This is a genomic window from Delftia acidovorans NBRC 14950 (genome assembly GCF_001598795.1).
Classification (GTDB): Bacteria; Pseudomonadota; Gammaproteobacteria; order Burkholderiales; family Burkholderiaceae_C; genus Comamonas; species Comamonas acidovorans.
In genome coordinates this window covers 16,896-28,382 of sequence record NZ_BCZP01000006.1, presented here as the reverse complement: position 1 = coordinate 28,382, position 11,487 = coordinate 16,896, and the positions used below count along the sequence as shown (strand labels likewise).

15 protein-coding genes are annotated in these 11,487 nt (G+C 65.4%); all 15 read left to right on the top strand.

The features are described 5' to 3' along the window. Positions 1 to 95 precede the first annotated feature (95 nt). The 15 genes from DA1_RS09215 (at position 96) to DA1_RS09145 (ending at position 11,481) form a co-directional block, all read left to right on the top strand. Positions 96 to 902, top strand: coding sequence for an amino acid ABC transporter substrate-binding protein (locus DA1_RS09215; protein WP_012207337.1), 807 nt, complete (start codon positions 96 to 98; stop codon positions 900 to 902). Positions 903 to 1,033: 131 nt separating this feature from the next. After that, positions 1,034 to 1,687: an amino acid ABC transporter permease gene (locus DA1_RS09210; protein WP_012207336.1), complete on the top strand. Its 654-nt coding sequence runs from the start codon at positions 1,034 to 1,036 to the stop codon at positions 1,685 to 1,687. Continuing rightward, entirely contained in the window at positions 1,668 to 2,456 is a 789-nt protein-coding gene (locus tag DA1_RS09205; RefSeq protein WP_269784349.1) for an amino acid ABC transporter ATP-binding protein, read from the top strand. The genes DA1_RS09210 and DA1_RS09205 overlap by 20 nt, the downstream gene beginning before the upstream one ends. A 218-nt stretch (positions 2,457 to 2,674) precedes the next feature. Continuing rightward, positions 2,675 to 3,514: an ABC transporter ATP-binding protein gene (locus DA1_RS09200; RefSeq protein WP_034396965.1), complete on the top strand. Its 840-nt coding sequence runs from the start codon at positions 2,675 to 2,677 to the stop codon at positions 3,512 to 3,514. Further along, entirely contained in the window at positions 3,511 to 4,293 is a 783-nt protein-coding gene (gene mlaE / locus DA1_RS09195; RefSeq protein WP_034396964.1) for a lipid asymmetry maintenance ABC transporter permease subunit MlaE, read from the top strand. Before DA1_RS09200 ends, mlaE begins: the two co-directional genes overlap by 4 nt. Positions 4,294 to 4,337: 44 nt before the next feature. After that, positions 4,338 to 4,823 (top strand): outer membrane lipid asymmetry maintenance protein MlaD, encoded by a 486-nt coding sequence (gene mlaD, locus DA1_RS09190; RefSeq protein ID WP_012207332.1) that lies wholly within the window; start codon positions 4,338 to 4,340, stop codon positions 4,821 to 4,823. Further along, a complete protein-coding gene (locus DA1_RS09185) occupies positions 4,820 to 5,623 on the top strand; it encodes an MlaA family lipoprotein (RefSeq protein ID WP_034396962.1) in 804 nt (267 codons plus the stop codon). Before mlaD ends, DA1_RS09185 begins: the two co-directional genes overlap by 4 nt. Before the next feature lie 115 nt (positions 5,624 to 5,738). Further along, positions 5,739 to 6,380 (top strand): MlaC/ttg2D family ABC transporter substrate-binding protein, encoded by a 642-nt coding sequence (locus tag DA1_RS09180; protein ID WP_016445579.1) that lies wholly within the window; start codon positions 5,739 to 5,741, stop codon positions 6,378 to 6,380. Then, positions 6,377 to 6,682 carry an STAS domain-containing protein gene (locus tag DA1_RS09175; protein ID WP_501037395.1) on the top strand — a complete coding sequence of 102 codons (306 nt, stop codon included), beginning with the start codon at positions 6,377 to 6,379 and terminating at the stop codon, positions 6,680 to 6,682. The genes DA1_RS09180 and DA1_RS09175 overlap by 4 nt, the downstream gene beginning before the upstream one ends. A 73-nt stretch (positions 6,683 to 6,755) precedes the next feature. Further along, on the top strand, positions 6,756 to 7,685 hold the full coding sequence (locus DA1_RS09170) for an ABC transporter ATP-binding protein (protein WP_013800798.1): 930 nt from the start codon (positions 6,756 to 6,758) through the stop codon (positions 7,683 to 7,685). After that, positions 7,682 to 8,437 carry an ABC transporter permease gene (locus tag DA1_RS09165; protein WP_012207327.1) on the top strand — a complete coding sequence of 252 codons (756 nt, stop codon included), beginning with the start codon at positions 7,682 to 7,684 and terminating at the stop codon, positions 8,435 to 8,437. Before DA1_RS09170 ends, DA1_RS09165 begins: the two co-directional genes overlap by 4 nt. 128 nt (positions 8,438 to 8,565) lie before the next feature. Then, positions 8,566 to 8,814: a BolA family protein gene (locus DA1_RS09160; RefSeq protein ID WP_034396959.1), complete on the top strand. Its 249-nt coding sequence runs from the start codon at positions 8,566 to 8,568 to the stop codon at positions 8,812 to 8,814. A gap of 96 nt (positions 8,815 to 8,910) precedes the next feature. Beyond that, complete coding sequence (gene murA / locus DA1_RS09155; RefSeq protein ID WP_034396958.1) at positions 8,911 to 10,179, top strand: UDP-N-acetylglucosamine 1-carboxyvinyltransferase; 1,269 nt, start codon at positions 8,911 to 8,913, stop codon at positions 10,177 to 10,179. Then, positions 10,176 to 10,826: an ATP phosphoribosyltransferase gene (hisG, locus tag DA1_RS09150; RefSeq protein ID WP_012207324.1), complete on the top strand. Its 651-nt coding sequence runs from the start codon at positions 10,176 to 10,178 to the stop codon at positions 10,824 to 10,826. Before murA ends, hisG begins: the two co-directional genes overlap by 4 nt. After that, positions 10,810 to 11,481 carry a DUF6348 family protein gene (locus tag DA1_RS09145; RefSeq protein WP_034396957.1) on the top strand — a complete coding sequence of 224 codons (672 nt, stop codon included), beginning with the start codon at positions 10,810 to 10,812 and terminating at the stop codon, positions 11,479 to 11,481. The genes hisG and DA1_RS09145 overlap by 17 nt, the downstream gene beginning before the upstream one ends. Positions 11,482 to 11,487: the final 6 nt, after the last annotated feature.

The window sequence follows — 11,487 nt, the reverse complement described above, 5'->3', positions numbered from 1 at the left end:
AAGGGTTCCGCCAAGGAACCATTCATTACAACGATTGCGCACCTTGCGTGCAGTGGCCGCCGCCTTTCGCTTTTTCCACTCCAAAGCTTTAAGCCATGAAAAAACGCACCCTCTTGGCCATGGTGGCCCTGTCTGCACTGCTGGCAGCCTGCGGCAAGAACGAGTCCGCATCGACCGCCGCCGCGCCGGTTGCCGCCCCCGTGCCGGCAGCCATGACCAAGTTGGTGATCGGCCTGGACGACAACTTCCCGCCCATGGGCTTTCGTGACGACAAGAACGAGATCGTCGGCTTCGACATCGACATGGCGCGTGAAGCCGCCAAGCGCATGAACGTGGAAGTGGACTTCAAGCCCATCGACTGGAGTGCCAAGGAGGCCGAGCTGGTCGGCAAGCGCGTCGACGCGCTGTGGAACGGCCTGACCATCACCGAAGAGCGCAAGAAGAACATCGCCTTCACCGCGCCCTACATGGAGAACCACCAGATCATCATCGTGCGCGCCAACTCCGACATCAAGGACAAGGCCGGCCTGGCAGGCAAGGTCGTGGGCGCGCAGGATGGCAGCTCGGCCGTGGACGCCATCAAGAAGGACGCCGCCGTGGCCGCCAGCTTCAAGGACCTGAAGACCTTCGGCGACAACATCACCGCGCTGATGGACCTGTCGGCCGGCCGCCTGGACGCCGTCGTGGTCGACGAGGTCGTGGGGCGCTTCCACGTGGCCAAGAAGGCTGGCGAGTACCTGGTGCTCGAGGACAACTTCGGCACCGAGGACTACGGCGTGGGCCTGCGCAAGGAAGACACCGAAGTTCTGGGCAAGCTCGAAGCAGCACTGGCCGAGATGAAGAAGGACGGCAAGGCCGCCGAAATCGCCTCCAAGTGGTTCGGCAAGGACATCATCAAGTAAATCCGGCACACCATGCGACCGGCAAGGCCAGCCTGGCATTGCCGGTCTTTTGCGTTCTGGGACGCACGCGCCCGTGGCTGCCCGGATCCTGCCGATGCCGGCGGGGCCGCGCACCGCACTGAGGCCATTCGATGGAATATGTAATCTCGCTCATGGGGCCGCTGTCCGCCGGCGCCCTGGTCACCCTCAAGCTCTTCGTCATCACCCTGGCGCTGTCCATCCCCCTGGGACTGTCGCTGGCGCTGATGCGCATCTCCCGCTTTCCCGCCCTGAGCCGGCTGGTAGGCGGCTACATCTGGCTGATGCGCGGCACGCCGCTGATGCTGCAGATGCTGTTCATCTACTTCGCGCTGCCCTTCGTGCCCGTGATCGGCGTGCGCCTGCCCGATTTCCCTGCCGCCGTCGTCGCCTTCGCGCTGAACTACGCCGCCTACTTCGCCGAAATCTTCCGCGCGGGCATCCAGTCCGTGGACCGCGGCCAGTACGAGGGTGCCAAGGTGCTGGGCATGAGCTACGGCCAGACCATGCGCCGCATCATCCTGCCGCAGATGTGGGCGCGCATCATCCCGCCCGTGAGCAACGAGACCATCACCCTGGTCAAGGACACCTCGCTCATCTACGTGCTGGCCCTGAATGACCTGCTGCGCGCCGCGCGCGGCATCGTGCAGCGCGACTTCACCATCACGCCCTTCGTGGTGGCCGCAGGCTTTTACCTCGTGATGACGCTGGTGCTGACCTGGATCTTTCAATACCTAGAAAAACGCCATGCCAAATACGACGCGTGATAGCGCGCCTGAGACCATGATCTCGGCGCAGAACATCTGCAAGGGCTTTGGCGGCGTGCCGGTGCTGCGCGGCGTTTCGCTGGAGCTGGCGCGCGGCGAGGTGGTGGCCGTCATCGGTCCTTCGGGATCGGGCAAGAGCACGTTCCTGCGCTGCCTCAACCACCTGGAAACCATTGACAGCGGCCGTGTCGCCGTTGAGGGCGAGGTGCTGGTGGACAGCGGCGCGGACGGCCGCGCCCACTACGTGCCCGAGGCGCAGATCCGCCAGATCGGCCGCAAGATGGGCATGGTGTTCCAGTCCTTCAACCTGTTCCCGCACCTCACGGTGCTGGAGAACATCATCGAGGCGCCGATCGTCGTCAAGGGCCTCAAGCGCGAGCAGATCGTGCCCAAGGCCGAGGCGCTGCTCCACAAGGTGGGCCTGCTGGAAAAGCGCGATGCCTATCCCAACCGCCTGTCGGGCGGGCAAAAGCAGCGCGTGGCCATCGCCCGGGCACTGGCCATGGAGCCGGACATCCTGCTGTTCGACGAGCCCACCTCCGCGTTGGACCCGGAGCTGACCGGCGAAGTGCTGCGCACCATGCGGGAGCTGGCCCAGGAGCACATGACCATGCTGGTCGTGACCCACGAGATGGGCTTTGCCCGCGAGGTGGCCAATCGCGTGATCTTCATGGACAAGGGCGAGATCGTCGAGCAAGGCCCGGCGGAAGCCTTTTTTGCAGCGCCGCAGCACGGCCGGACCCAGGCATTTCTGCAGAACATGTTGTAAAAAAACATCTGTCCAGTCCGGACTTTCCCCAGGTCCAGAGAGCGTGCAACGCTTGTGTAGCAAGCGAAGCATGCTCTTTTTTTTATGGCGTTTTCTGCCATGACTTTTTGAGAAACATACACGGATGTATGTTTATCTCGGGGGGTGATGAGCAGGCATCGGCACCTGTCTGCACAATAGCGGGCTTGCCTGCGAACATTTATCGACCGCACCACAGCATGATCCCAACCGCCTCTTTCGTGGAGTTGCGCAACGTCACCTTCGGCTATGGCGAGCGTGTGATCCTGCGCGACCTGTCGCTGCAGGTGCCGCGCGGCAAGGTCACGGCCCTGATGGGGGCATCGGGCGGCGGCAAGACCACCGTGCTTCGCCTGATCGGCGGCCAGCAGCATGCCCAGCAGGGGCAGGTATTGTTCGATGGCAAGGACGTCACCACCATGGACGCCGCAGGCCTGTACGCCGCGCGCCGGCGCATGGGCATGCTGTTCCAGTTCGGCGCGCTGTTCACCGACATGAGCGTGTTCGACAACGTGGCCTTCCCGCTGCGCGAGCACACCGATCTTCCCGACGAACTGGTCCGCGACATCGTGCTCATGAAGCTGCATGCCGTGGGCCTGCGCGGTGCGCGCGACCTCATGCCCAGCGAGATCTCGGGCGGCATGGCCCGCCGCGTGGCGCTGGCGCGGGCCATTGCGCTGGACCCCGAACTGATCATGTACGACGAGCCCTTCGCCGGGCTGGACCCCATCTCCCTGGGCACCGCCGCCGAGTTGATCCGCGAGCTCAACGACGCCATGGGCCTGACCTCCATCCTCGTGTCCCACGATGTGGAGGAAACCTTCCGTGTGGCAGATCATGTGGTCATTCTGGGCAATGGCGGCGTCGCCGCCCAGGGCTCGCCTGACGAGGTGCGTGCCAACCCCGACCCGTTGGTGCAGCAGTTCATTCATGCTCGGCCCACCGGCCCCGTGCCTTTCCACTACCCCGGCGTGAGCGCCGAGGAAGATTTCGGCAACCTCGCAAGCTCCGGCAAGAGCAACGGCAGGAGGCACGCATGAACCGGCTGCATCCTGCGCGCATTGGCGCGGCGGTTCGCCAACAGCTGACGCAGCTGGGCATGGGCACGCGCCTGTTCGGCCGCCTGCTCGCCCTCATCGGGCCTGCGCTGGGCCGCCCGCGGCTGATCGGCGACCAGATCCATTTCCTGGGCAACTATTCGCTGGCCATCATTGGCGTGTCCGGCCTGTTCGTCGGTTTCGTGCTGGGCCTGCAGGGCTACTACACGCTGCAGCGCTATGGCTCGGCCGAGGCGCTGGGCCTGCTGGTGGCGCTGTCGCTGGTGCGCGAACTCGGCCCGGTCGTCACGGCGCTGCTGTTTGCCGGCCGTGCCGGCACGGCGCTGACGGCCGAGATCGGCCTGATGAAGGCCGGCGAGCAGTTGTCGGCCATGGAGATGATGGCCGTGGACCCGGTGCGCCGCATCCTGGCGCCGCGCTTCGTGGCGGGCCTGATCGCCATGCCGCTGCTGGCGGCCGTTTTCAGTGCCGTCGGCGTGATCGGCGGCTGGCTGGTGGGCGTGGTCATGATCGGCGTCGATGGCGGCGCCTTCTGGGGCCAGATGCAAAACGGCGTGGACTGGTGGTATGACCTGGGCAACGGCGTTCTCAAGAGCCTGGTGTTCGGCGTGGCGGTGACCTTCATCGCGCTGCTGCAGGGCTATGCAGCCAAGCCCACGCCCGAAGGCGTGTCCCGCGCGACCACGCGCACGGTGGTGATGGCCTCGCTGGCCGTGCTGGGGCTGGACTTCCTGCTCACGGCAACGATGTTCAGCCTTTGACCCGGCACCGGTGCCACCTCTTGCAAATCAAGGAAAAACAAACCATGCAGCAATCCAAGAGTGATGTCTGGGTCGGACTGTTCGTGCTGATCGGCGCTGCGGCGCTGGTGTTCCTGGCGCTGCAGTCGGCCAACCTGCTGAGCCTGAACTTCCAGAAGACCTATACGCTGACCGCGCGCTTCGACAACATCGGCGGACTCAAGCCCAAGGCAGCCGTGCGCAGCGCGGGCGTTGTCGTGGGCCGCGTGGAATCCATCACCTTCGACGACAAGGTCTTTCAGGCCAGCGTGACCATGGCCCTGGAAAACCGCTACGCCTTTCCCAAGGACAGCTCTCTGAAGATCCTGACCAGCGGCCTGCTCGGCGACCAGTACATCGGCATCGAGGCCGGTGCAGATGACCACAATCTCAAGGATGGCGACCGCGTCGTCGCAACCCAGTCGGCCGTTGTGCTGGAAAATCTGATCGGACAGTTCCTCTACGGCAAGGCCGAGCAGGGTGGCAGCTCCGGTGCAGGAGGCAAAGAATGACAACCAACCACCATGAACAGGCGACTGCGGGTCGCCCTGCCGCCCAGGCAGCCTCCTGGCAGCGCGCAGCCATGCTCGGCACGCTGGCCGCCGCTTCGCTGCTCGCCGGCTGCGCCACCGCGCCGGGCGAGGCCCGCAATCCCCAGGACCCGTTCGAGCCGTTCAACCGCAGCGTCTACTCGTTCAACGACGGCCTGGACCGTGCCGTCCTGAAGCCGGTGGCCACGGCCTACCGCGACGTCACTCCGCGTCTGGCCCGCGATGGCGTGAGCAATTTCTTCTCCAACCTCAGCGATGTCTGGTCCTTCGTGAACAACGCGCTGCAGGGCCAGGCCGAAGGCGCCTACAACTCCGTCGTGCGGTTCTCGGTCAATACGGTCTTCGGCCTGGGCGGCTTGCTCGACATCGCCAGCGAGGCCGGCATCGAGCGCCAAAAGCAGGACTTCGGCCAGACCCTGGGTCGCTGGGGCGTGCCCACCGGGCCGTACCTGGTGCTGCCGCTCCTGGGTCCGTCCACGGTGCGTGACACTGCGGCTCTTCCGGTGGATGCCTGGGGCAACCCCATGTCGGCGATCAACGACATCCCGGTGCGCAACAGCCTGTATGTGCTGCGACTGGTGGATACACGTGCCCGCCTGCTCAATGCCTCTGACACGCTGGACTCCGTCGCGCTCGACCGCTACAGCCTGACGCGCGATGTCTACCTGAACCTGCGGCGTGGCAAGTCGGGTGATGACGGTCGCATCGAGGATTACGACGACGATGCCGGCAAGCTGCCGCCCGAAGACGGCGCGAAGTAAGCAGTTCGTAACATCCCGAGATGAAAAACGGCCGCTGCCTGACATGGCGCGGCCGGAAAAATGTGCAATATCAACCCGGTCCGGGGCATGAGGCCCTGCTGGGAAAGGAAGAGTGATGATCAATCGACGTGCCTGGAGCGCTGCCGCTGCAGCCATGCTGGCCATGGGAACCCTTGGCGCGGCACTGCCGGCCCGCGCAGCCGGCGAGACCCCCGATGCGCTGATCAAGCGTGTCTCCACCGACGTGCTGGAAACCATCAAGAAGGACCCCTCGCTGCGCGAGGGCGATGTCTCCAAGGTCAATGCGCTGGTCAATGACAAGGTCATGCCGTATGTGAATTTCCGCCGCATGACCTCGGCTTCGGTGGGCCCGGCCTGGCGCCAGGCCACGCCTGCACAGCGCGAGAAGCTGGAGACCGAGTTCAAGGCCCTGCTGATCCGCACCTATTCGGGCGCGCTGACCCAGGTCAGCAACCAGACCATCAACGTCAAGCCCCTGCGCGCGGCAGCCGGCGACACCGATGTGCTGGTGCGCACCGAGGTGCTGGGCCGCGGCGAGCCCGTGCAGCTGGACTACCGGCTCGAGAAGTCCGGTGACGGCTGGAAGATCTACAACCTGAACGTGCTGGGCGTGTGGCTGGTGGAAACCTACCGCAACCAGTTCAGCCAGGAAATCAATGCCCGCGGCATCGACGGCCTGATCGAGACCCTGGCCACGCGCAGCAAGATGCCGGCCACGCCGCCCTCCAAGGGCTGACAGCCGCTGACGCACGCGCCATGTTGCAGCTCCCCCGTGAACTGACCTACCGCCAGGCGCGCAGCTGCCTTGTGCAGCTGCAGCCCCAGGTGCAGGCCTTCGATGGCGCCCAGGTGCGCGTCGATGCCAGCGGCGTCGAGGTCTTCGACTCGGCCGCCCTGGCCGTGCTGCTGGCCTGCCGCCGCACCGCGAAGGCGGCCGACAAGCAATTGGTGGTCGTGGGCCTGCCGCAGGGCCTGCAGTCCATGGCGGCGCTGTACGGCGTCGACGGGCTGCTGACCGACGCATCCTCCCCCTCCTGAGCCGGCGCAGCGCGCCGCTGCAAAGAGCCCTGCAAGGCAGGTTTGGCTGCAAGGGCCTAGAATCGCGCCTCGCATGTCTGCCGTCTCATTCCAATCCATCTCCAAGACCTACCAGACCCCCAAGGGGGCCTTCCAGGCGCTCAACCACGTGAGTCTGGACATCGAGGAGGGCGAGTTCTTCGGCCTGCTCGGTCCCAATGGCGCTGGCAAGACCACGATGATCAGCATCCTGGCCGGCCTGTCGCGCGCCACCAGCGGCCGCGTGCTGGTCCAGGGCAGCGACGTGCATGCCGACTACTCGGCTGCCCGGCGCAAGCTGGGCATCGTGCCGCAGGAGCTGGTCTTCGATCCCTTCTTCAATGTGCGCGAGGCGCTGCGCTTTCAGTCCGGCTATTTCGGCGTCAGGAACAATGACGACTGGATCGACGAGCTGCTGCACAGCCTGGGGCTGACCGACAAGGCCAACTCCAACATGCGCCAGCTGTCCGGCGGCATGAAGCGCCGCGTGCTGGTGGCCCAGGCCCTGGTGCACAAGCCGCCCATCATCGTGCTGGACGAGCCCACGGCCGGCGTGGACGTGGAGCTGCGCCAGACGCTGTGGCATTTCATCGCGCGCCTGAACCGCGAAGGCCATACCGTGCTGCTCACCACCCATTACCTGGAAGAGGCCGAGGCGCTGTGCAGCCGCGTGGCCATGCTCAAGCAGGGCAACATCGTCAAGCTCTCGACCATGTCGGATCTGCTCAAGTCCGCCTCCTCCAACGTGCTGCAATTCAAGACCGATACCGCCTTGCCGCCGGCCCTGGCCGCGCGGGCACGGGTGACCGGCCGCATCGTGCAGATACCCGCCAACGACGCCAGCGATGTGGAGCGCCTGCTCGCCGCGCTGCGCGAGGGCTCCGTCGTCCCCGAGGACGTGGAAATCCGCCGTGCCGATCTGGAGGATGTCTTCATCCACGTGATGAACGAGCAAGGCCAGACCTCGCAGGGAGCTTCGGCATGAACGGCTGGCAGACCCTGCTCAAGAAGGAAGTGCTGCGTTTCTGGAAGGTCAGCTTCCAGACCGTGGCCGCACCCGTGCTCACGGCCGTGCTCTATCTGCTGATCTTCGGCCATGTGCTCGAAGGCCGGGTGCTGGTCTACGACCGCATCAGCTACACGGCTTTCCTGATCCCCGGACTGGTGATGATGAGCGTGCTGCAGAACGCCTTCGCCAACAGCTCATCGAGCTTGGTGCAGAGCAAGATCATGGGCTCCATGGTCTTCGTGCTGCTCACGCCGCTGTCGCACTGGGCGTGGTTTGGCGCCTACGTGGGCGCTTCGGTGCTGCGCGGGCTGCTGGTGGGCGTGGGCGTTTTCATCGTCACGCTGTACTTCGCCATTCCCGAGTTCACGGCGCCGCTGTGGATTCTGGTCTTCGGCCTGCTGGGCGCGGCGCTGCTGGGCACGCTGGGCGTGATTGCCGGCCTGTGGGCGGACAAGTTCGACCAGATGGCGGCCTTCCAGAACTTCCTGATCATGCCCATGACGTTCCTGTCGGGCGTGTTCTATTCCATCCAGTCGCTGCCGCCTTTTTGGCAAAAAGTCAGCCATCTGAACCCGTTTTTCTACATGATCGACGGCTTCCGCTACGGCTTCTTCGGCCAGAGCGACGTGTCGCCCTGGGTCAGCCTGGCCATCGTCGGCTCGGCCTGGCTGGCGGTGAGCGCCCTGGCCGTGCACCTGCTGCGCATCGGCTACAAGATCCGCGGCTGAGGTTTTTCCACAGGCTGCGGCGGGCGCTGTGCCCGCATTGTTGAATCCACCCATGAACAGGCGGCCGGCGCCCGGCGCCGCCGCCAACCAAGGCCATGCCACGATGCATGGCAGGAAAGCTTCCCCCCATGACTGCAGACCAACTCAAGGAACTGATCGCCACCGGCCTGCCTTGCGAACACATTGCGCTGGAAGGTGATGGACGGCACTGGTTTGCCACCATCGTCTCGGCCCAATTCGAGGGCCAGCGACTGCTGCAGCGCCAGCGCCTGGTCTACGCCACGCTGGGCCAGCGCATGCACACCGACGAGGTCCATGCCCTGTCCATGAAGACCTATACGCCCGCCGAGTGGGCCACCCAGGCCGGCCAGGCCTGAGCCAGCGGTCAGGCACTTCAGACTCCTGCTGCACCGGTCGCCACGGCCCGTGCGGCATCTTCTTTTCCCCGATTTCCAGATTCAAGGCTGTCAGCCATGGACAAACTCCTGATTCGCGGTGGCCGAGCGCTGCATGGCGAGGTGACGGTCTCCGGCGCCAAGAATGCCGCCTTGCCCGAGCTGTGCGCCGCGCTGCTGTCGTCCGAGCCCGTCACCCTGCGCAATGTGCCGCGCCTGCAGGACGTGGCCACCATGCTCAAGCTCATCCGCAACATGGGTGTCAGCGCCGAGCACGATGACAGCGGCACCGTGCGCATCAACGCCGGCTCTCTGTCCAACCCCGAGGCACCCTACGAACTGGTCAAGACCATGCGCGCCTCGGTCCTGGCCCTGGGCCCGCTGCTGGCACGATTCGGCCAGGCCCGCGTGTCGTTGCCCGGCGGCTGCGCCATCGGCTCGCGCCCCGTGGACCAGCACATCAAGGGCCTGCAGGCCATGGGCGCCGAGATCGTGGTCGAGAACGGCTACATGCACGCGTGCCTGCCCGGGCATCTCAAGCGCCTGCAGGGCGCCCGCATCACCACCGACATGGTGACCGTCACGGGCACCGAGAACTTCCTGATGGCCGCCGTGCTGGCCGAAGGCGAGACCGTGCTGGAAAACGCCGCCATGGAGCCAGAGATCGGCGACCTGGCCGAAATGCTCATCAAGATGGGCGCAAAGATCGAAGGCCATGGCACCGGCCGCATCGTCATCCAGGGCGTGGAGCGCCTGAGCGGCTGCGAGCACCAGGTGGTGGCCGACCGCATCGAGGCCGGCACCTTTCTGTGCGCCGTGGCCGCAACCGGCGGCAATGCGCTGCTGCGCAATGGCCGCGCCGACCATCTGGGCGCCGTCATCGACAAGCTCAAGGATGCGGGCGCCGAGGTGTCCGCCGAGGACGGCGGCATCCGCGTGCGCGCGGTGGGCAAGCTCAAGGCCCAGAGTTTTCGCACCACCGAATACCCGGGCTTTCCCACCGACATGCAGGCGCAGTTCATGGCGCTGAACTTGGTGGCCGAAGGCTGCAGCATGGTCACCGAGACCATCTTCGAGAACCGCTTCATGCACGTGGACGAAATGCTGCGCCTGGGCGCGCAGATCACCACCGACGGGCGCGTTGCCACCATCACCGGCAGCCAGTCGCTGTCGGGCGCGGCCGTCATGGCCACCGACCTGCGCGCTTCGGCCAGCCTGGTCATCGCCGGCCTCGTGGCCAAGGGCGAGACCCTGGTCGATCGCATCTATCATCTGGACCGCGGCTACGATCGCATGGAAGACAAGCTGCGCGGCCTGGGTGCCGACATCGAAAGAGTTTCCCAATGACCATCACGATTGCCCTGTCCAAGGGCCGTATCTACGACGAAACCGTGCCGCTGCTGGCCGCTGCCGGCATCTCGGTCAGCGAAGACATTGAAAAGTCGCGCAAGCTGATCTTTGAGACCAACAAGAGCGACGTGCGCGTGGTGCTGGTGCGCGCCTCCGACGTGCCGGTCTATGTGCAGTACGGCGGCGCCGATCTCGGCGTGGCCGGACTGGACTCGCTGATCGAGCATGGTGCCCAGGGCCTGTACCAACCCCTGGACCTGAAGATCGCGCGCTGCCGCGTCAGCGTGGCCGTGCGCAACGGCTTCGACTATGCGCTGGCCGTCAAGCAGGGCGCCCGCCTGCGCATCGCCACCAAGTACCCCGAGATCGCGCGCAACTTCTTTGCCACCAAGGGCGTGCACGTGGACATGGTCAAGCTCTACGGCTCCATGGAACTGGCCCCGCTGACCGGCATGGCCGACGCCATCGTCGACTTGGTGTCCACCGGCAACACGCTCAAGGCCAACGACCTGGTCGAGGTCGAGCCCATCATGGAGATCAGCTCGCGCCTGGTGGTCAACCAGGCGGCGCTCAAGCTCAAGCGCGAGCCGCTGCGCCACATCATCGATGCCTTCGCCGAGGCGGTAAATGGCCCCAGGGGCTGAGCCCGGCGATCCGGCGAAGGAGGCGCTTGCGCTGTGTTTCGCCGCGCATGGCCTGCCCTGCGAGGAATACAACGGCTGGCTGCTGCCTGGCGGCCAGGCGCCAGGCGTGCTGGCTGATTGGCGCGGGGCCTACCTCGGCCATCCCCTGGTCGGTTCCCTGGCCGTGGTGGTTCGCCTGCCGGACCGGCGCGAGATCATCGAGAATTTCACGGGCCTGGGTGAAGGTCTGCAGGGAATGCACGACGCATTCGGCCACTTCGCTGTCAGCGACCTGCATGTGATGCTCTCCGCCCTGTGGACGGCGCGCGATGAGGATGCCGTGCCAGCCGAGGCCTGGCAGGTCCAGGGCCGACAATGGCAGGCCTATCCGGGCCCCTGGCATCTTCGCAACGATGCCCCGCTGCCCGAAGGCATCACTGAGCGCCTGCGGGCCTTGATCGAGGCCGAGGCGCTGGACAAGGACGAGGACCTGCACTGGTTCCGCTTCTTTGTCGGGCAGAACAATGGTGATTTCACCATTGAAGCGCTCAAGGACAATCAGAAGTGGCCCAGCGCTGAAGCCCTGCTGCGCGACCAGGACTGGCCCCTGCGCGACGGCTACTACGGCGCGCGCCTGTTCTTGATACTGAAGCACGGCTGCGAGACGGCCTGCTAGACCCCA

Excerpts from the sequence above, each read along its gene's own strand:
- mlaD (WP_012207332.1), top strand. The coding sequence starts at position 4,338 with ATGCAGCAATCCAAGAGTGATGTCTGGGTCGGACTGTTCGTGCTGATC.
- DA1_RS09210 (WP_012207336.1), top strand. The coding sequence starts at position 1,034 with ATGGAATATGTAATCTCGCTCATGGGGCCGCTGTCCGCCGGCGCCCTG.
- DA1_RS09170 (WP_013800798.1), top strand. The coding sequence starts at position 6,756 with ATGTCTGCCGTCTCATTCCAATCCATCTCCAAGACCTACCAGACCCCC.
- DA1_RS09215 (WP_012207337.1), top strand. The coding sequence starts at position 96 with ATGAAAAAACGCACCCTCTTGGCCATGGTGGCCCTGTCTGCACTGCTG.
- DA1_RS09165 (WP_012207327.1), top strand. The coding sequence starts at position 7,682 with ATGAACGGCTGGCAGACCCTGCTCAAGAAGGAAGTGCTGCGTTTCTGG.
- mlaE (WP_034396964.1), top strand. The coding sequence starts at position 3,511 with ATGAACCGGCTGCATCCTGCGCGCATTGGCGCGGCGGTTCGCCAACAG.
- hisG (WP_012207324.1), top strand. The coding sequence starts at position 10,176 with ATGACCATCACGATTGCCCTGTCCAAGGGCCGTATCTACGACGAAACC.
- DA1_RS09185 (WP_034396962.1), top strand. The coding sequence starts at position 4,820 with ATGACAACCAACCACCATGAACAGGCGACTGCGGGTCGCCCTGCCGCC.
- DA1_RS09205 (WP_269784349.1), top strand. The coding sequence starts at position 1,668 with ATGCCAAATACGACGCGTGATAGCGCGCCTGAGACCATGATCTCGGCG.
- DA1_RS09145 (WP_034396957.1), top strand. The coding sequence starts at position 10,810 with ATGGCCCCAGGGGCTGAGCCCGGCGATCCGGCGAAGGAGGCGCTTGCG.
- murA (WP_034396958.1), top strand. The coding sequence starts at position 8,911 with ATGGACAAACTCCTGATTCGCGGTGGCCGAGCGCTGCATGGCGAGGTG.
- DA1_RS09160 (WP_034396959.1), top strand. The coding sequence starts at position 8,566 with ATGACTGCAGACCAACTCAAGGAACTGATCGCCACCGGCCTGCCTTGC.
- DA1_RS09200 (WP_034396965.1), top strand. The coding sequence starts at position 2,675 with ATGATCCCAACCGCCTCTTTCGTGGAGTTGCGCAACGTCACCTTCGGC.
- DA1_RS09180 (WP_016445579.1), top strand. The coding sequence starts at position 5,739 with ATGATCAATCGACGTGCCTGGAGCGCTGCCGCTGCAGCCATGCTGGCC.